18 protein-coding genes are annotated in these 18,347 nt (G+C 56.5%); 3 read left to right on the top strand and 15 right to left on the bottom strand.

Going from position 1 to position 18,347, the window contains the following annotated elements:
* Positions 1–33: 33 nt before the first annotated feature.
* Both I6L46_RS17045 and creD read left to right on the top strand, forming a co-directional pair.
* The gene (locus tag I6L46_RS17045; protein ID WP_254203107.1) at positions 34–474 is read left to right on the top strand and encodes a DUF1566 domain-containing protein; all 441 of its coding nucleotides are present in this window, start codon (positions 34–36) and stop codon (positions 472–474) included.
* A 117-nt stretch (positions 475–591) separates the two neighbouring features.
* Positions 592–1,962 (top strand): cell envelope integrity protein CreD, encoded by a 1,371-nt coding sequence (gene creD, locus I6L46_RS17040; RefSeq protein ID WP_216976462.1) that lies wholly within the window; start codon positions 592–594, stop codon positions 1,960–1,962.
* Positions 1,963–2,013: 51 nt separating this feature from the next.
* Here creD and glmU read toward each other — a convergent pair whose 3' ends face one another.
* From glmU to mioC, 15 genes are all read right to left on the bottom strand, one after another.
* A complete protein-coding gene (gene glmU, locus I6L46_RS17035) occupies positions 2,014–3,375 on the bottom strand; it encodes a bifunctional UDP-N-acetylglucosamine diphosphorylase/glucosamine-1-phosphate N-acetyltransferase GlmU (protein ID WP_042054334.1) in 1,362 nt (453 codons plus the stop codon).
* Between the two features lie 93 nt (positions 3,376–3,468).
* On the bottom strand, positions 3,469–3,897 hold the full coding sequence (locus I6L46_RS17030) for a F0F1 ATP synthase subunit epsilon (RefSeq protein WP_005339345.1): 429 nt from the start codon (positions 3,895–3,897) through the stop codon (positions 3,469–3,471).
* A gap of 18 nt (positions 3,898–3,915) precedes the next feature.
* Positions 3,916–5,304 carry a F0F1 ATP synthase subunit beta gene (gene atpD, locus I6L46_RS17025; protein ID WP_026455856.1) on the bottom strand — a complete coding sequence of 463 codons (1,389 nt, stop codon included), beginning with the start codon at positions 5,302–5,304 and terminating at the stop codon, positions 3,916–3,918.
* Positions 5,305–5,337: 33 nt separating this feature from the next.
* Positions 5,338–6,204, bottom strand: coding sequence for a F0F1 ATP synthase subunit gamma (atpG, locus tag I6L46_RS17020; protein ID WP_041210471.1), 867 nt, complete (start codon positions 6,202–6,204; stop codon positions 5,338–5,340).
* A gap of 42 nt (positions 6,205–6,246) precedes the next feature.
* A complete protein-coding gene (gene atpA / locus I6L46_RS17015; RefSeq protein WP_042054336.1) occupies positions 6,247–7,788 on the bottom strand; it encodes a F0F1 ATP synthase subunit alpha in 1,542 nt (513 codons plus the stop codon).
* Between the two features lie 15 nt (positions 7,789–7,803).
* Positions 7,804–8,337: a F0F1 ATP synthase subunit delta gene (atpH, locus tag I6L46_RS17010; RefSeq protein WP_204480539.1), complete on the bottom strand. Its 534-nt coding sequence runs from the start codon at positions 8,335–8,337 to the stop codon at positions 7,804–7,806.
* A gap of 13 nt (positions 8,338–8,350) precedes the next feature.
* Positions 8,351–8,821 (bottom strand): F0F1 ATP synthase subunit B, encoded by a 471-nt coding sequence (atpF, locus tag I6L46_RS17005; protein ID WP_204480536.1) that lies wholly within the window; start codon positions 8,819–8,821, stop codon positions 8,351–8,353.
* 54 nt (positions 8,822–8,875) lie between these two features.
* Positions 8,876–9,118 carry a F0F1 ATP synthase subunit C gene (atpE, locus tag I6L46_RS17000; RefSeq protein ID WP_005307205.1) on the bottom strand — a complete coding sequence of 81 codons (243 nt, stop codon included), beginning with the start codon at positions 9,116–9,118 and terminating at the stop codon, positions 8,876–8,878.
* A 58-nt stretch (positions 9,119–9,176) separates the two neighbouring features.
* Positions 9,177–9,959: a F0F1 ATP synthase subunit A gene (gene atpB / locus I6L46_RS16995; RefSeq protein WP_005339335.1), complete on the bottom strand. Its 783-nt coding sequence runs from the start codon at positions 9,957–9,959 to the stop codon at positions 9,177–9,179.
* Between the two features lie 8 nt (positions 9,960–9,967).
* Complete coding sequence (locus tag I6L46_RS16990; protein ID WP_019445506.1) at positions 9,968–10,378, bottom strand: ATP synthase subunit I; 411 nt, start codon at positions 10,376–10,378, stop codon at positions 9,968–9,970.
* 190 nt (positions 10,379–10,568) lie between these two features.
* Complete coding sequence (locus I6L46_RS16985) at positions 10,569–11,477, bottom strand: ParB/RepB/Spo0J family partition protein (protein WP_005342343.1); 909 nt, start codon at positions 11,475–11,477, stop codon at positions 10,569–10,571.
* The gene (locus tag I6L46_RS16980) at positions 11,474–12,277 is read right to left on the bottom strand and encodes a ParA family protein (protein ID WP_005342341.1); all 804 of its coding nucleotides are present in this window, start codon (positions 12,275–12,277) and stop codon (positions 11,474–11,476) included. Before I6L46_RS16980 ends, I6L46_RS16985 begins: the two co-directional genes overlap by 4 nt.
* A 26-nt stretch (positions 12,278–12,303) precedes the next feature.
* A complete protein-coding gene (gene rsmG / locus I6L46_RS16975; RefSeq protein ID WP_216976460.1) occupies positions 12,304–12,930 on the bottom strand; it encodes a 16S rRNA (guanine(527)-N(7))-methyltransferase RsmG in 627 nt (208 codons plus the stop codon).
* Between the two features lie 21 nt (positions 12,931–12,951).
* Positions 12,952–14,841 carry a tRNA uridine-5-carboxymethylaminomethyl(34) synthesis enzyme MnmG gene (gene mnmG, locus I6L46_RS16970; protein WP_005357220.1) on the bottom strand — a complete coding sequence of 630 codons (1,890 nt, stop codon included), beginning with the start codon at positions 14,839–14,841 and terminating at the stop codon, positions 12,952–12,954.
* Between the two features lie 508 nt (positions 14,842–15,349).
* Entirely contained in the window at positions 15,350–15,799 is a 450-nt protein-coding gene (gene mioC / locus I6L46_RS16965) for an FMN-binding protein MioC (protein ID WP_216976458.1), read from the bottom strand.
* A 396-nt stretch (positions 15,800–16,195) separates the two neighbouring features.
* Between mioC and I6L46_RS16960 the strand changes: the two genes are divergently transcribed.
* Positions 16,196–18,319 (top strand): TonB-dependent siderophore receptor, encoded by a 2,124-nt coding sequence (locus tag I6L46_RS16960; protein WP_216976455.1) that lies wholly within the window; start codon positions 16,196–16,198, stop codon positions 18,317–18,319.
* The last annotated feature ends 28 nt before the right edge of the window (positions 18,320–18,347 follow it).

Below are 18,347 nucleotides of genomic sequence, written 5' to 3'. Positions count from 1 at the left end.
TTATTTCTATTGCTGCTCTGACTTCCGGCCAGCATGGCGCTGGCTGCCTGTGATCTCTCCGACCGCCTGACACGGCAGGGAGAAGTCATCCATGATCGGCTAAACCACCTCGAATGGCAGGCGTGCAGCCTGGGCAGCCAGTGGCAGAAAGGGAAAGGTTGTGTGGGCACACCTGCACTGCTGACGCTGCTTGAAGCCAAAGATGAAGCTGCCCGCCTTGGCGAGGGGTGGCGACTCCCCACCATCGAGGAGCTCTTCACCCTGCTCGACGAAGATTGCCGGGCGCCGATGACAGACCCGCGCTTCTTCTCCGATATCCATGACAACGGGGAAAATTCAGCCCCCTACTGGACCTCCAGCTCCATTGAGGAGATGCCGGAACTGGTCTATTACATCGACTTTATGCACGGACTCATCGACGGCCACACCGATCGCTTCGCCCAAGCCGCCCGACTGGTGCGCTCCCGCCCCTGAACAATCCCACGGCGTCTGATGGCGCCGTTTAGCAGCAGTTCACCGCCACTTCACACAAGCCCATCACCACTTCACGCCAGACTGACAGACTCACTCCATCCAACAAGGAGACGTGTCATGGTCAAACAGATATTCACCCACAAGATATTTCTGCTGCTGTTGCTCAGCCTGCTGTTGATGGTGCCAGTGCAATCCATCATGGAGCTGAACCGGGAGCGTCAGGCTTACCGCAGTCAGGCCATTCACAGCATCATGGCCAGCAGCAGCGGCCCGCAACGGCTGATGGGGCCCATTATCGTACAGCCCTATACCCGTTCGGTGACGGTCGAGCAGGATGGCAAGCGCTTCGTCCGTCAGGAGCAGACCTATCGCTACCTGCTGCCGGAACAGCTCGACGTGCAGGCCACCATGGAGGTGACCCCGCGCAAGCTCGGCATCTATCAGGCGCAGGTCTATCAGACCCGGCTCTCCCTCTCCGGCCGTTTGCCGACAGCCGCTCAACTACAAGAGAGCGCGCCGCTCGCCGGGGATGACGAGCTGGTGGCGGGCAAACCCTACCTGAGCCTGGTGCTCTCCGATGCCCGCGGTATCAACAGCGTCCCCGAACTGCAACTCGGCACACAGCGGATCCCGTTTGCCCCCGGCGCCCGCCTCGGTGATGCGCTCGCGGGTATCCATGCCCCGATCGACAGCCTGCCGCAGCAGGATGGCACCTTCCATCTGGAGCTCAATCTACAGGGGATGAACACCCTCGACATAGTCCCGCTGGGCAAGGAGAGCACCCTGCAGCTGGCGGGCAACTGGCCCCACCCCAACTTTATCGGTGACTTTCTGCCGGGCAGTCGCACCCTGAGCCCACAAGGGTTTGAGGCCAACTGGCAAACCAGCTGGTTCGCCAGCGACATGGAGACCCGCTTCAACCGGATGATGAACGGTGGCGATAGTCATCTCTCCACCTTCAGCGTCAGTCTGGTGCAGCCGGTGGATCACTATCAGCTCAACGAGCGGGCAGCCAAGTATGCCCTGCTCTTCATCGGTCTTACCTTTATCAGCTTTTTCATGTTCGAGCTGCTCAAGGGGCTGCGGGTTCACCCGATCCAGTACGCGCTGGTGGGCATGGGGCTGGCCATCTTCTATCTGGTGCTACTGGCCCTGACCGAGCACCTCGGCTTTGGCTGGGCCTATCTGGTGGCCTCGCTGGCCAGCGTGCTGCTCAACGGCTTCTACCTCAGCCATGTGCTGGGCGGCCGGAAGCAGGGGATAGGCTTTGCTGCGCTGCTCGGGCTGGTCTATGCCATTCTCTACAGCCTGCTGCAGGCCGAAGAGATAGCTCTGCTGCTCGGCGCCCTGCTGCTGTTCGCCACCCTGGCGCTGATCATGCTGCTGACCCGCAAGCTCGACTGGTATCAGGTGATGGACTACAGCGCACCCGCGACCACATGGGCGGCCCCCCAGCCATCGACCAGTGACACCAGCCATAAGTCATAAGCCAAAAAAACCGGCGCCATCAGGCGCCGGTTCTATTTTATTGATCGGGCATCACTTCTTCTTGACCGGGCGAGCCCAGTTTTTGATGTGACGCTGGGGCACCCGGGTGATCACCAGCTCGTTCTCAGCCACATCCTTGGTGATGGTAGAACCCGCCCCCAAGGTCGCACCCTTGCCGATGCGCACTGGCGCCACCAGCTGGGTATCAGAACCGACGAACACGTCATCCTCGATGATGGTCTGGAACTTGTTCACGCCGTCGTAATTGCAGGTGATGGTACCGGCACCGATATTCACCCCAGCTCCGATCTCGGCATCACCCAGATAGGTCAGATGACCGCACTTGGAACCAACCCCAAGACGGGCCTTCTTCATCTCGACGAAGTTGCCAACGTGCGCATCCTGCTCCAGAACCGCCCCCGGACGCAAGCGGGTAAACGGACCCACTGAGCACTGATCTGCCACCTGTGCCCCCTCGATAACCGAGTAGGGTTTCACCTCAGTATGATCGCCAATGACACAATCTTTCAGTACGCAACCGGCTCCGATACGAACGTGATTGCCGAGAGTCACCTTGCCCTCAATGATGACGTTTGCATCAATAACAACCTCTTCACCAATTTCCAAAACCCCACGCAAATCAAAGCGTGCGGGGTCGATCATGGTTGCACCAGCGATCATCAGCTTCTCGGCCTGCATCTGCTGATAGCTGCGCTCAAGTTGGGCCAATTGCACCCGATTGTTGGCCCCTTCAACTTCAGCGGCACGCTCTGGATGCACAGCGGCAATCGGGCAATTATCGACGTGAGCCATGGCGATCACATCGGTCAGATAGAATTCGCCCTGGGCATTCTTGTTGTCGAGACGAGACAACCATTGACGCAACTGGCCCCCATTGGCCACCAGCACGCCGGTGTTCACCTCTCGGATCGCCAGCTGTTCGGCGTTGGCATCCTTCTGCTCGACGATGCCGACTACCTGACCATTTTCACGGACGATACGGCCATAACCGGTGGGGTTGTCCAGTACCACGGTCAGCAGTGCCATCCCGTTTTCAGCCTTGGCAGCAAGCAGTCGCTGCAGGGTCTCTGGCTGGATCAGCGGGGTATCGCCGTACAGCACCAGCACATCGTCTTCATCCTTCCAGAACGGGATGGCCTGGGCGACGGCGTGACCGGTCCCCAGCTGTTGCGCCTGCAGCACCCAGTTCACATCGGCCGCCACGATCCGCTCTTTCAGCAGCTCGGCACCGTGGCCATAGACCAGATGCAGCTGCTCGGCACCGACCTGACGTGCAGTATCGATCACATGGGAAACCATAGGTTTGTTGGCTACCGGGTGGAGTACCTTGGGCAGGGAAGAGCGCATGCGGGTACCTTTACCCGCAGCCAGGATCACGACGTTGAGGGACATAAATTGACCTTTGGAACATGAGAAATACTCGGCGGAGTCTATCCAACGGGTAAAAAAAAAGCGACCCGAAGGTCGCTTTTTACATCACCGTTATTAGCGGTAATTCTTTTTGACGATATCGATAACTCGCAGTTGAGCCATCGCCTTGGCCAGCTCGGTGGCGGCCTGGGCGTAGTCGATATCACCATGGGAGCTGTGGATCCGCTCTTCGGCTGCGCGCTTGGCTTCCTGGGCTTTCGCCTCATCCAAGTCGTCAGCACGAATCGCGGTGTCCGCCAGCACGGTCACGGATTCAGGTTGTACTTCCAGCATACCGCCGGAGATGTACAGCACCTCTTCAGTTCCGTTCTGCTTCACCAAGCGGACCAGACCCGGCTTGATGGCAGTCAGCAACGGAGCATGACCGTGGCGGAGACCCAACTCACCTTCGGAGCCTGATACCTGAGCGGATTGCACGCGACCGGAAAACAGTTTTCCTTCGGCGCTCACCACGTCCAGGTGAAAGGAGATCATCTCTGCCATGGGCCCTCCTGTCGAGGCTTACAGTTTCTTGGATTTCTCGACGACTTCGTCGATACCGCCAACCATGTAGAACGCCTGCTCGGGCAGATCGTCATACTCGCCTTTCAGGATGCCCTGGAAACCACGGATGGTCTCTTTCAGCGGCACGTATTTACCCGGAGAACCGGTAAACACTTCTGCTACGAAGAACGGCTGGGACAGGAAACGCTCGATCTTACGGGCACGGGCTACGGTCAGTTTGTCTTCTTCTGACAGTTCATCCATACCCAGGATGGCGATGATGTCCTTCAGCTCTTTGTAGCGCTGCAGTACGGTCTGAACGCCACGAGCGGTCTCGTAGTGCTCTTTGCCAACCACCAGCGGATCCAGCTGACGAGAGGTAGAGTCCAGCGGGTCAACGGCCGGGTAGATACCCAGTGCCGCGATTTGACGGGACAGTACCACGGTCGCATCCAGGTGGGCGAAGGTGGTCGCCGGAGACGGGTCAGTCAAGTCATCCGCAGGCACGTAAACGGCCTGTACGGAGGTGATGGAACCGGTCTTGGTGGAGGTGATACGTTCTTGCAGAACACCCATCTCCTCGGCCAGGGTCGGCTGGTAACCTACTGCGGAAGGCATACGGCCCAGCAGTGCGGATACTTCAGTACCGGCCAGGGTGTAACGGTAGATGTTATCTACGAAGAACAGTACGTCACGACCTTCGTCACGGAACTTCTCGGCCATGGTCAGGCCGGTCAGCGCAACGCGCAGACGGTTTCCGGGCGGCTCGTTCATCTGACCGTAAACCAGAGATACTTTGTCCAGTACGTTGGACTCCATCATCTCGTGGTAGAAGTCGTTACCCTCACGGGTACGCTCACCTACACCGGCGAACACAGAGTAACCACTGTGCTCGATCGCGATGTTACGGATCAGCTCCATCATGTTTACGGTTTTGCCTACACCGGCACCACCGAACAGACCCACTTTACCACCCTTGGCGAACGGACATACCAGGTCGATAACCTTGATGCCGGTCTCCAGCAGCTCGGTGCTGTTGGACTGATCTTCGTAGCTGGGGGCTTCACGGTGGATTGACCAGCTCTCTTCTTCACCGATCGGGCCTTTCTCGTCGATTGGCTCGCCCAGTACGTTCATGATCCGACCCAGAGTCGCAGTACCGACCGGAACCTGGATGGATTTACCGCTATTCATTACTTCCAACCCACGACGCAGACCGTCGGAGGAACCCATGGTGATGCAACGAACGACGCCGCCACCGATCTGTTGCTGAACTTCCAGCACCAGACCCTGGCCTTGACCTTCGCTAACGACCTTCAGTGCATCGTACACCTGGGGCACGGCATTCTGCGGGAACTCGATGTCCACTACAGCGCCGATGATTTGGACGATGAAACCGTTACTCATGTCAAATCCTCTAAACCTTTGATAACCCTTGCCTTACACCGCAGCAGCACCGGATACGATCTCTGTCAGCTCCTGGGTAATACTGGCCTGACGGGCCTTGTTGTATACCAGTTGCAGATCGTTAATCAGGTTACCGGCGTTGTCAGTCGCGGCTTGCATGGCAACCATTCGGGCTGCCTGTTCACTGGCCAAGTTTTCCACTACACCCTGGTAAACCTGAGATTCGACATAGCGAACCAGCAGGGTATCCAGCAGCTTCTTGGGATCCGGCTCATAGAGGTAATCCCAGTGGTGTTTCTTGGCGAGCTTGCTGTCTTCAGTTACGGGCAAAGGCAGCAGTTGATCGACCCGTGGTTGCTGCACCATGGTGTTGACGAACTTGTTGTACACCAGATACAGCTTGTCAATCTCACCGTTGTCGTAAGCCTTCAGCATGACCTTGACTGAACCAATCAGGTCATTGACGCTCGGATTATCGCCCAGTCCTGCGACGTGAGCTTTCACCTTGGCGCCGTGCCGTTCAAAGAAGTTGGAGGCTTTGTTGCCGATCAGAGCCAGGTCAACCTTGGCACCTTTCGCGCTCCATTGCTTCATATCATTGAGGGCAGCCTTGAACAGGTTGATGTTCAGACCACCACACAGGCCACGGTCGGTGGAGACGACGATGTAACCCACTCGCTTGACCTCACGTTCGATGAGGTAGGGGTGCTTGTATTCCAGGTTCCCCTGAGCGATATGGCCGATCACCTTGCGCATGGTTTCAGCGTACGGACGGCTGGCAGACATGCGATCCTGCGCACGGCGCATCTTGCTTGCTGCCACCATTTCCATAGCGCTGGTGATCTTCTGAGTGTTTTTCACACTCCCGATCTTGTTACGTATCTCTTTTGCGCCGGCCATCTCTTCTCTCCATCAGGTGGCAGCTTGCGCTGCCACACACGCTTACCAGGTCTGGGTTGCCTTGAAGTTGTCCAGCAACGCAGTCAGCTTGCCAACGATCGCGTCGTTGTAGTCAGCCTTGGCATTGATTTCAGCCATCAGCTCGGCATGCTGGGTATCGGCGAAAGAGAGCAGAGCGGCTTCGAAATCGAGGATCTTGTTCAGCTCGACATCGGAGAGATAGCCTTTTTCCGCGGCGAACAGCACCAGAGACTGGTGAGCAACGCTCATCGGAGAGTACTGCTTCTGCTTCATCAGCTCGGTCACTTTCTGACCGTGGTCCAGCTGCTTGCGAGTCGCATCGTCCAGGTCGGAAGAGAACTGGGCAAACGCAGCAAGTTCGCGGTACTGAGCCAGCGCGGTACGGATACCACCGGACAGCTTCTTGACGATCTTGGTCTGGGCGGCACCACCCACACGGGATACGGAGATACCCGGATCAACCGCAGGACGAATACCGGCGTTGAAAGACTGGGAAGTCAGGAAGATCTGACCATCGGTGATGGAGATCACGTTGGTCGGAACGAACGCGGATACGTCACCAGCCTGGGTTTCGATGATCGGCAGCGCGGTCAAAGAACCGGTTTTGCCCTTCACTTCACCCTTGGTGAACTTCTCTACGTACTCGTCGTTGACGCGAGCAGCACGCTCCAGCAGACGGGAGTGCAGATAGAATACGTCGCCCGGGAATGCTTCACGTCCTGGTGGACGGCGCAGCAGCAGGGAGATCTGACGATATGCAACGGCCTGCTTGGACAGGTCATCATAAATGATCAGGGCATCTTCACCGCGGTCACGGAAGTACTCACCCATGGAGCAACCGGAGTACGGAGCCAGATACTGCAGGGCAGCAGCTTCGGAAGCAGAGGCAACCACCACGATGGTGTTGGCCAGAGCACCGTGCTCTTCCAGCTTGCGCACCACGTTGGCGATGGTGGAGGCCTTCTGGCCAATCGCAACGTAGACACACTTAATGCCGGAGTCTTTCTGGTTGATGATGGTGTCGATCGCGATGGCAGTTTTACCTACCTGGCGGTCACCGATGATCAGCTCACGCTGGCCACGACCGATAGGGATCATGGCATCGATGGCTTTCAGACCGGTCTGGACAGGCTGGTCAACAGACTTACGCTCGATAACGCCCGGGGCAATCACTTCTACCGGAGAGAAGCCATCGTGCTCGACCGGACCTTTACCGTCGATAGGCTGACCCAGGGTGTTGACCACCCGGCCCAACAGACCACGACCAACCGGCACTTCCAGAATGCGGCCAGTACCTTTTACTTTCATCCCTTCGGCCAGATCGGCATAGGGACCCATCACTACGGCACCAACGGAGTCACGCTCCAGGTTCAATGCCAGAGCGTAGCGGTTGCCCGGCAGCTCGATCATCTCACCCTGCATGGCATCGGCCAGGCCGTGGATACGAATGATACCGTCACTCACGGAGACGATGGTACCTTCGTTACGCGCTTCGCTCTTTACATCAAACTGCGCAATGCGCTGCTTGATCAGCTCGGCGATTTCAGTGGAATTCAGTTGCATGCTCTAATACCCCAATCAAGATTGCAGCGCGTCAGCCATGCGATCCAGCTTGCCGCGGACAGTTCCGTCGATAACCAGATCACCGGCCTTGATGAGCACCCCGGCCATCAAGGACGCGTCGATGCTGCAATTCAGCTTCACTTTGCGCGCGAGACGTTGTTCCAGAGAAGCCTGAATATTGGCTTTCTGCTGGTCGGTCAGTGCAATCGCCGAAATCACGTCAGCCTGAACTTCTTTGTCCAGTTCAGACTTGAACACCACAAATTCGGCAACGACCGCCGGCAGCACACCCAAGCGACCATTCTCTGCCATTACCCGGATCAGGTTCTGGCCATGCTCGTCGAGTTGCTCCCCGCAGATGCTGACAAACAGTTTTGCCAGCTCGTCGGCAGCCACAGAGCCGTTAACCAGGGAGTGGATGGTCTCGTTCTTCACTACTTCCGCAGCGAAGCTGAGCATCCCCAGCCACTGATCAACCGCCTTGTGCTCAACGGCAAACTCGAAAGCAGCCTTGGCGTAGGGGCGAGCGATTGTAGTCAGTTCAGACATAGCCCCGTTCCCGTTACAGTTCAGCTACCAGTTTGTCGACGATGTCGCTGTTGGCAGCCTGGTCGATTTGGCGCGCCAGGATCTTCTCTGCACCCGCAATGGCAAGAGCAGCAACCTGCTTGCGCAGTTCCTCTTTGGCACGATGACGTTCAGCTTCAATCTCGGCACGGCCTTGAGCCAGGATTTTTTCCCGCTCAGCCTGAGCACCGACAGTTGCCTCATCAATGATCTGGGCCTTGCGTTTGTTGGCCTGTTCAATGATTTCAGCAGCCTGCAGCTTGGCTTCTTTCAGCTGATCGACGGCGTTGGCCTTGGCCAAATCCAGATCTTTCTTGGCTCGTTCGGCAGAAGAGAGACCGTCAGCAATAGCTTTCTGACGGGCTTCGATGGCAGCCATCAGCGGCGGCCATACATACTTCATGCAAAACACAACGAAGAAGAAAAAAGCAATTGCTTGGCCGAGGAGGGTGGCGTTGATATTCACAGCCGATGTCCTCTTTAGTTAGTTAATGGGTTATGCCTGGAGAGTCGTAACGACTTAGCCAGCAACCGCAAACATCACGTACAGACCCAGACCAACGGCGATCATCGGGATCGCATCCACCAGACCCATTACGATGAAGAACTGGGTACGCAGAACAGGGATCAGATCCGGTTGACGAGCAGCACCTTCCAGGAACTTGCCACCCAGGATACCGATACCGATGGAAGCGCCGATAGCAGCCAGACCCATCATCATTGCAGCAGCGATGTACAGCAGGTCCATGTTCAAGTTTTCCATGAGGATCTCCAGTTATTTAGATGTAATTGATTGTATAAAAAGGATTATTTGAGTTGCATCAACCATGGTCTTCCTGCGCCATCGACAGATAGACGATGGTCAGAACCATGAAAATGAATGCCTGCAAAGTGATGATCAGGATGTGGAAAATTGCCCAAGGCACGGACAGGATCCACTGTGACCACCAGGGTAACAAACCCGCAATCAGGATAAAGATCAGTTCGCCAGCATACATGTTGCCGAACAGTCGAAGACCCAGAGAAACAGGTTTGGAAATCAGCGTAACAGTTTCCAGGATGAGGTTAACCGGGATGGCCGCCGGGTGGTTGAAAGGCTGAAGCGTCAGCTCCTTCACAAACCCGCCGATACCCTTGACCTTGATGCTGTAGTACAGGATCAAGAAGAACACGCCCAAAGCCATGGACATGGTGATGTTAACGTCAGCAGAGGGAACCACACGCAGATAGGGAATACCCATCAATTGTGCAGCGTGAGGGATAAAGTCAACAGGGATCAGATCCATGAAGTTCATCAGGAAGATCCACACAAACACGGTCAGCCCCAAAGGTGCGATGACCTTGTTGCGACCGTGAAAGATGTCTTTGACGTTACCATTCACAAACTCGACCAGCATCTCCACAAAGCACTGCAGCTTACCCGGCACCCCGCTGGTAGCGTTAACGGCTACTTTGCGGAACAGCAGGATAAACAGGGCGCCTAGCACGACGGAAAATACCATTGAGTCGATATTGACCGTCCAGAACCCGGACCCGACTTGAAGGTGGGTCAGGTGGTGGGAGATATATCCCTGAGGAGTCAGGACTTCTCCGGTTGCAGACATGAGTTTTCCTAATAGTGGTTGTTAAGCGTGAATGAAACCATCCACTGTACAACGAGGGCGAGGATATAAGTGGCGAAAAACGAGACGGTAACGACCTCGACTCCCGCACCAAACATCAGGGCGAATAGACCTGTTGTAGAAATGAGCTTAATCCCTGCCCCACCATAAAAGTCCCGCAAAACCAGGCCCACACTCTCGGTTGTCACCTTGCGGCGCAGCACCCAGACAGTAAACAAGGCTTGAGGAACCCAGTACATCCCCCCTCCGTAGAGGGCGGAATAACCGGCGCTGGCACCAGTCAGGTAAAACCAGACGGCACTCATCGCCAGGATCAGGATGAGCTGACAAACGAGCATAACCAAGGCCAGTGTCAAACCTTCCAAGGCTATTTTCTGCTTCACCAACCTACCCCTGAACATTACAGAACTGTAAAAAATCGGGATCCGAAGACCCCATGTTAACAGCTCTTAAAGCCGGTCAAATTATACCCTTGAGGGCAGCTATTGCAATATGACAAAAATCCTTAATTTTTGCGGCTTTCCGCGGCAAATCAGGGTTATGGTCATATCAAAAGGAATGGATGTTTTATTACTACAAAAAGCGTAAAAATCACGATTCCGACACGCCAAAATAGCCCAATATACGGTCCAAATCGGACAAATTCTCGTAACTTATTACTAACTTCCCGCTATCCCGCTTGCCAGGCTGAAGTTGCACCTGATTGCCAATTTTTTCTGCCAGTTGGCGCTCCAGGTAGCCGATCTGTGGATCACGGGCCGGTTCGACCCTGGCTTTTGCCGGTTCGAGCGCTTTTTGCACCAGCTTCTCGGTATCGCGCACGGTCAGCCCTTTCTGGGCAACCAGCTTGGCCAGTTCGGACTGGGCCTGGCCGCTCAGAGCCAGCAGGGCACGGGCATGGCCCATGTCGAGGTCGCCATGCTCGACGAAACGCTTCACGTCATCGTTGAGCTGGTTGAGACGCAACAGGTTGGTCACCGTGGTACGGGACTTGCCCACCGCCTCGGCCACCTGCTGGTGGGTGAGTTCGAATTCGGTCAGCAGTCTTTGTAAAGCGACCGCCTCTTCGATGGCATTGAGGTCTTCCCGCTGAATATTCTCTATCAGCGCGATGGCGACGGCAGCCTCGTCGGGTACATCCTTGACGATACAGGGCACCACCTCAAGCCGCGCCAGCTGGGACGCGCGCCAGCGCCGCTCACCGGCAATGATTTCGAAGGATTGTTCGCCGAGAGGGCGTACCACGATGGGCTGGATCACCCCCTGGGCGCGGATGGAGTTGGCAAGCTCTTCCAGTGCATCCTGGGACATGTCTTTGCGGGGCTGGTACTTGCCGGACTGCAACCACTCCACCGGCAGCTTGCGCAGCTCGCCCTGATTGGTGGGGGCCATGGCCTCTTCAGTACGTTGATCGCTCATCACCTGTTTCTGGCGGGCAGCCGTGCTGGTACTGAGCAGGGCATCCAGCCCCTTGCCCAGTCCACGTTTTTTCGGAGTCATATGCTCTCTCGGTCTGCGATGGTCGCCTGACGTTCCTGCTCCTGGCGGCGCAGGATCTCGCCAGCCAGTGCCAGGTAGGCCTTGGCGCCCACCGATGATTTGTCATAGTGCATGGCCGGGGCACCGAAACTCGGGGCCTCAGCCAGTCTAACGTTGCGGGGAATGATGGTGCGGTAGACTTTGTCACCAAAGTGCTGTTTTAGCTGATCGGACACATCATTGGCCAGCCGGTTGCGGTGATCGAACATGGTGCGCAGCACCCCTTCGATCTTGAGATCCGGATTGACCACAGCGGCCAGCTTGCTGATGGTGTCGACCAGGGCGGTGAGCCCCTCCAGCGCGTAATATTCGCACTGCATGGGCACCAACACGGAGTCGGCGGCGGCCATGGCGTTCACGGTCAGCATGTTGAGAGAGGGCGGGCAGTCGATGAAGACGTAGTCGTATTTGTCCCGCACCGAAGCCAGCGCATTGCGCAGGCGGATTTCGCGGGCGAAAAATTCCATCAGACGGATTTCGGCCGCGGTCACGTCGGCGTTGGCGGCAATCAGGTGATAGCCCCCGGTGGTTTCGGGGATGATCACTTCGCTGATGGGGGCATCCTCGATCAGCAGCTCATAGGCGGTGCGCTCGACATCATACTTGTCGACACCACTGCCCATGGTGGCATTGCCCTGCGGATCCAGATCGATCACCAGCACCTTACGCCGGGTGGCAGCCATGGAGGCGGCCAGATTCACACAGGTGGTGGTTTTACCCACTCCACCCTTCTGGTTGGCTATGGCGATGACTTTTCCCACACGATCCCCTAAATGAAACTGCGACCCTATTCGGGCTGGATATGTTTGAATTCCAGCAGATGACGTTCGCCTTCCAGCTCCGGCACCCGCAACTCATGACAGGCTACCAGACGGATATTGGCAGGCAACTGGGCCAGCTCCTGCTCGGGATATTGTCCCTTGAGCGCCAGGAAGCAGCCCTGTTCTGACGGCAGGTGGTGACACCAGCTCAGCATGTCCTCCAGCGAGGCAAATGCCCGACTCAGTACACCATCAAACCCCACTTCGGGTTGATACTCTTCAACCCGGGATTTGACCGGCGTCACATTGGTCAGATCCAGCTCCTGGATCACCTGACGGATGAAGTTGATCCGCTTGCCCAGACTGTCGAGCAGGACGAACTGCTTGTCCGGATTGATGATCGCCAGCGGCAATCCCGGCAGGCCGGGACCTGTCCCCACGTCGATGAAGCGCTCACCGTGCAAGTGGGGGCTTACCACCAGGCTATCGAGGATATGCTTGACCAGCATGGCGTCCGGATCTCGCACCGAGGTGAGATTGTAAGCCTTGTTCCACTTGTGCAGCAACTCGACCAACTGCACCAGTTGGCTCTTTTGGGTATCGGTGATAACAATTCCGGCCTGCATGAGCAGGCCGTTCAATCTTTCCAGCATATTTTCCAACGGTAAGAATCCTCAGGCGGTTTTACGCAGCAGGCCGTGTTTTTTCAGGTGAACCAGCAAGATGGAGATGGCCGCCGGGGTGATGCCGGAGATGCGGGAAGCCTGACCGATGGTCTGCGGTTTGGCATCGTTCAGCTTGGCTTTCACCTCGTTGGAGAGGCCGTTCACCTCGCGATAGTCCAGATCCAGCGGCAGCAGAGTGTTTTCGTTGCGCAGCTGCTTTTCCACTTCATCGTGCTGACGTTCGATGTAACCGGCATATTTGATCTGGATCTCAACCTGTTCGGCCGCGGCAGGATCGGTCACGGAAGGACCGACCCCTTCGATGGCCATCAGCGCATCATAGGTCACCTCGGGACGACGCAACAGCTCTTCCAGACTCTGTTCGCGGGTCAGCGGGGTGTTGACCAGGGCGTTGACCGCTTCCAGTGACGGATGTTGCGGGTGGATCCAGGTTGAACGCATGCGCTGACGCTCCAGCTCGACCTGTTCCATCTTGGCGTTGAATTTGCTCCAGCGCTCGTCATCGACCAGACCCAGCTCGCGACCAATGGCTGTCAGGCGGATATCGGCGTTGTCTTCACGCAGCAGCAGGCGATATTCGGCGCGGCTGGTGAACATGCGGTAAGGCTCGCGGGTCCCCAGAGTGGAGAGATCGTCCATCATCACGCCCATGTAGGCCTGATCCCGACGCGGGTTCCAGGGATCCTTGTCCTGGGCACGCAGCGCGGCGTTCAGACCGGCCATCAGGCCTTGTGCCGCCGCCTCTTCGTAACCGGTCGTGCCGTTGATCTGGCCGGCGAAGAACAGGTTTGGAATGCACTTGCTCTCCATGTTGGCCTTGAGATCCCGCGGATCGAAGAAATCATATTCGATGGCATAGCCGGGGCGGGTGATGTGGGCGTTCTCGAAGCCGCGCACGGAACGGACGATCTGCACCTGCACGTCAAACGGCAGGCTGGTGGAGATCCCGTTCGGATAGAGTTCGTGGGTGGTCAGGCCTTCCGGTTCGACGAAGATCTGGTGCGCCGTCTTGTCGGCGAAACGGGTGATCTTGTCTTCGATCGACGGGCAGTAGCGCGGGCCGATCCCTTCGATCACCCCGGCGTACATGGGGCTGCGATCCAGGTTATTGCGGATCACCTCGTGGGTACGCTCGTTGGTGTGGGTGACGTAGCAGGGCACCTGACGGGGATGCTGACTGGCATTGCCGATAAACGAGAAGACCGGACGCGGATCGTCGCCGTGCTGTTCCTGCATGACGGAGAAATCGACACTGCGGGCATCGATGCGCGGAGGGGTGCCCGTCTTGAGACGATCGATGCGCAGCGGCAGTTCGCGCAGGCGCTGGGCCAATGCGATCGAGGGAGGATCCCCGGCACGGCCGCCCTTGTAGTTTTCCATCCCGATGTGGATCAAACCGTTCAGGAAGGTACCGACCGTCAGCACCACTGTCTTGCCACTGATGCGAATCCCGCTCTGGGTGACCACACCGGCAACACGATCCCCGTCCATGATCAGATCGTCACAGGCCTGCTGGAAGATCTTCAGGTTCGGGTAGTTCTCCAGCATCTGGCGAACGACAGCCTTGTAGAGCAGGCGATCCGCCTGGGCACGAGTGGCTCGCACTGCCGGGCCCTTGGAGGAGTTGAGGGTGCGGAACTGGATCCCGCCAAGATCGATGGCACGCGCCATAATCCCGCCGAGTGCGTCAACTTCCCTGACCAGGTGTCCCTTGCCGATCCCGCCGATCGCCGGATTACAGGACATGTGTCCCAGCGTATCGATATTGTGGGTCAGCAACAGGGTATTCATGCCCATACGGGCTGCCGCTGTTGCTGCTTCGGTTCCGGCATGACCGCCACCGACGACGATCACATCAAATTGTTCATGGTATTGCATTGGGATCACCTTGATCTGCACGCCTGAAGATCTTTATTTGCCTGGGCTAAAGGGCGGAACATTCTATCTGTTTCGCGTCCTGAGGGGAACGTCTACTTAACGTTCAGTATGAAGGGAGGATCCACTAATTAGATCTTAAGGATCTTTAGATCGATCTTTTACTGGATCTCTTATTAGGAGCCGCCCTTTTTGTTGATAAGCACTTTTTGATCATAAAGATCATTAATTTAAGAACGATCCTAGCTTGTGGAAAAGCTTGGATCCTGGCCCGGTGAACGAGGGGATAACCAGAACTTTTATACACAGAGGTCTGTCGGTCTGGATCTAATACATGGATAACTATAGGTTTTGCAGAGCTTTACACCGTAGTTATGCACATTACCCCTGGGCGTTGTGGGTAACCTTGTAGAACAACTCCCCCGGATCAATCTGTTAATAACATGGTGGATAGTCGATCTGGGGATAAGTGGGGAGATCAAGCTTTTTTTCAGGATCTCCCGCACGCTGATCAGGCGATCATCGTCATCCAGTCGCGGATCCACACTTCTGCGGCATCTTCGGGGATCTCGTGTTGGGTCACATCGATGTCGAGCCGCTCGCCGATCCGGCTGGCACCGCACTCGGCCAGCAGCCGATCCAGCGTCTTGCCACCCTGGCAAAAGGTGTCATAACTGCTGTCACCAAGGGCGATCACGCCATATTTCAATGAATTAAGATCCGGATGCTGCTCGGCAAGATCCATGGCGAAGGGTTGCAGGTTGTCGGGCACATCCCCGGCACCATGGGTGGAAGTGACCACCAGCAGGATGGATCCCGCATCATCCAGCACCTCTGCCAGCTTGGCCGGGTTGTGGATCCGGGTCTGGTGGCCAGCCTGTTCCAGCAGGTTGGCGACGTGGTCTGCGACATATTCGGCGGCGCCCAGCATGGAGCCGACGACGAGATTGAGTTTGGCCATGGAATGGATCCTGATTTCAGACAAAGAAACGGAAAGCCGGATTCTACCGCCAAAGGGTGTGGATAAATATGGATAAAGCTTGGGGATAATGGATCCAGTCAGATAATGCCACCGGATCCATCCCGTCGATCTTTTTTCTGCTTCTTTATATTCCTCTCCATTTTCTTCTCCGCTAATGGTTCTCCTGATGACGCCCATCCCCCGCGAAATCCTGCCAACGATGCAGCTAGATAACAATGTAGGTGCAAATGATTAGCAATTATTGAATCGATTCGATCACGGCTCCTGTAGTAGGATTGCGCTGCTTTATTCGCCCATGGAACAGGGTGATGTCGTGACAAACGACCACAAATAACAATTAAAACAACATAACTCATTGATAAACGAGACTTTAATATGATTGCGCAAAAATACACTACAGGACCCGGCAAGAAGGGCGCCTTCGGCGTGCTTTCGCTCTCCGGTTTGCTCGTCTCTCTGCCGCTGATGGCCGAACAAACCACCGCTGAGCTGCCCAAAGCCAGCGAAACCATGGTGGTGACCGGTACGGCCATGAAGGTTGAAGTGCCGATGGCCGAGACCCCTCGCGCCGTCTCCGTGGTTAATCGCGAGGAGCTGGATCAGCACGCCGTGTTGCAGCTGGATGAAGCGATTCGCTACCGTTCCGGTGTATTGACCGGCCTCTATGGCTCCGACAACAACACCGACTGGTTCAAGGTGCGTGGCTTCGATGCTGCTTCCTATCTCGATGGAAGCATCCTGTTTGGCTCTGGTTACTATCTTTGGACGCCGGAACCGTTCGGCCTGGAGAGTCTGGAAGTGCTGAAGGGGCCCGCTTCAATGCTCTACGGCGTAGCGCCTCCGGGCGGGGTGATCAATGCCATCAGCAAGCGACCGACCACCACGCCGCAAGGGCTGGTGGATCTGCAGCTTGGCAGCCGGGATCATCGTCAGGTCGGGGTGGACGTCTCTGATGCGCTCTCCGACAACAGCCGCTACCGCATGGTTGCTCTCTATAAAGAGCGTGATGGGGTGCTTACCGGTACTTACAACGATCGGGTTTATCTGGCGCCGAGCGTCGCCTTCGATCTTTCGGATCGTACCAGCCTGACCCTGCTGGCCAGTTTCCTGCACGACGAAGGAGTCCCGACCAACGGCTTCTTCCCGGTCTATGGCACCCTGAATACTTCAGGTGGCCAGATTGATCCCTCCACCAACCTGAGCCAGCCGGATTACGATCGCAACCGCAATACCCAGCTCTCCACCGGTTATGAGTTGGCCCACCAGCTCAACCAGAGCTGGGAGTTCAAGCAGAAGGTTCGGTTCAACTATAACGATCTGCTGCTGCGCCAGACCTATATCTATCCTTGGGCTGCCTGGCCCGCGACTCCCGATGAAAATATGCCGGTTCGTGGCCGTGGCATGATCTATCGGGATGGCAATACCAAGAGTGCCACTATGGATAATCAGATGGTGGGCTACTGGAACACCGACAGCACCGAGCAGACCCTGCTGCTTGGGGTGGATCTGCAGCGTCATGTCAACAAGGGGATGGAAGCGGATTCATGGATGGGGACCATAGATACCCAGAATCCGGATTACAGCGGCTTCCCTGGATTTGATGAGTCAACGGCCACTTATCAGAAAACAACCATGGCCCAAGAGGGGATTTATGCCCAGCATCAGATCCGTTGGGACGATCGCTGGTTGCTGACAGGAGGTGGTCGCTTTGACTATGTCGAGACCCATAACATCAGCAAAACATATGATAGAGATGAAAAGCAGTACGATCATGCGCTATCCCTTTCCGGCAGCTTGATGTATCTGGCCGACAACGGCATCTCGCCATATCTTGCTTATTCTGAGTCGTTCTTGATGTTGCCCGGGATCGATCCGAATACCAAAACTTCATATAAATCCCGTGAGGGAAAATTGTATGAAGCAGGCGTCAAATATGCGCCTGCCTTCCTCGACGGTTACATCAATCTGGCGCTGTTCGATCTGGAGCAAAGTAACGCTCTGGTTTCCAGTGGCTCAGGCCAGCAGACCCAAGCTGGCGAGATGACCTCTCAGGGGGTTGAGCTGGAAGGGAGCGTGCAGGTGACAGATGCGCTGCGTCTGACCGCTGCTTATACCTACACCGATGCCAAAACCAACGACACCGGCAGTGGCGATCGCCGTGCCAGCCTGATCCCGCGCCACCAGGCCTCCTTCTGGGGTAACTACAAGGTGCTGCAAGGGGTGGCTTCGGGTCTGGAGCTGGGGACCGGTGTGCGTTATATCGGTTCCAGCGTGGGTATTGGCGCCGTGAATGCGGACTACACCCCCATCTACGGCTCTGCCGAGGTGCCAGCCCATACCGTTTGGGATGCGATGATCGGGTATGACTTTGCCAAGAATTGGCGTGCCCAGCTCAACGTCAACAACCTGCTGGGTGAAACCTACGTGGCCAGTTGTGACTACTACTGCTACTACGGTGAGCCGCGCAGCGTAGTGGGCAGCATCAACTACCGCTGGTAATCGAAGTCGGGCGGGAACCGGATTCCCG

The organism is Aeromonas sp. FDAARGOS 1416, from assembly GCF_019048085.1.
GTDB classification, from domain to species: domain Bacteria; phylum Pseudomonadota; class Gammaproteobacteria; order Enterobacterales; family Aeromonadaceae; genus Aeromonas; species Aeromonas veronii.
The sequence above is the reverse complement of the archived record's forward strand: the minus strand, read 5'-3'. Positions and strand labels throughout refer to the sequence as shown.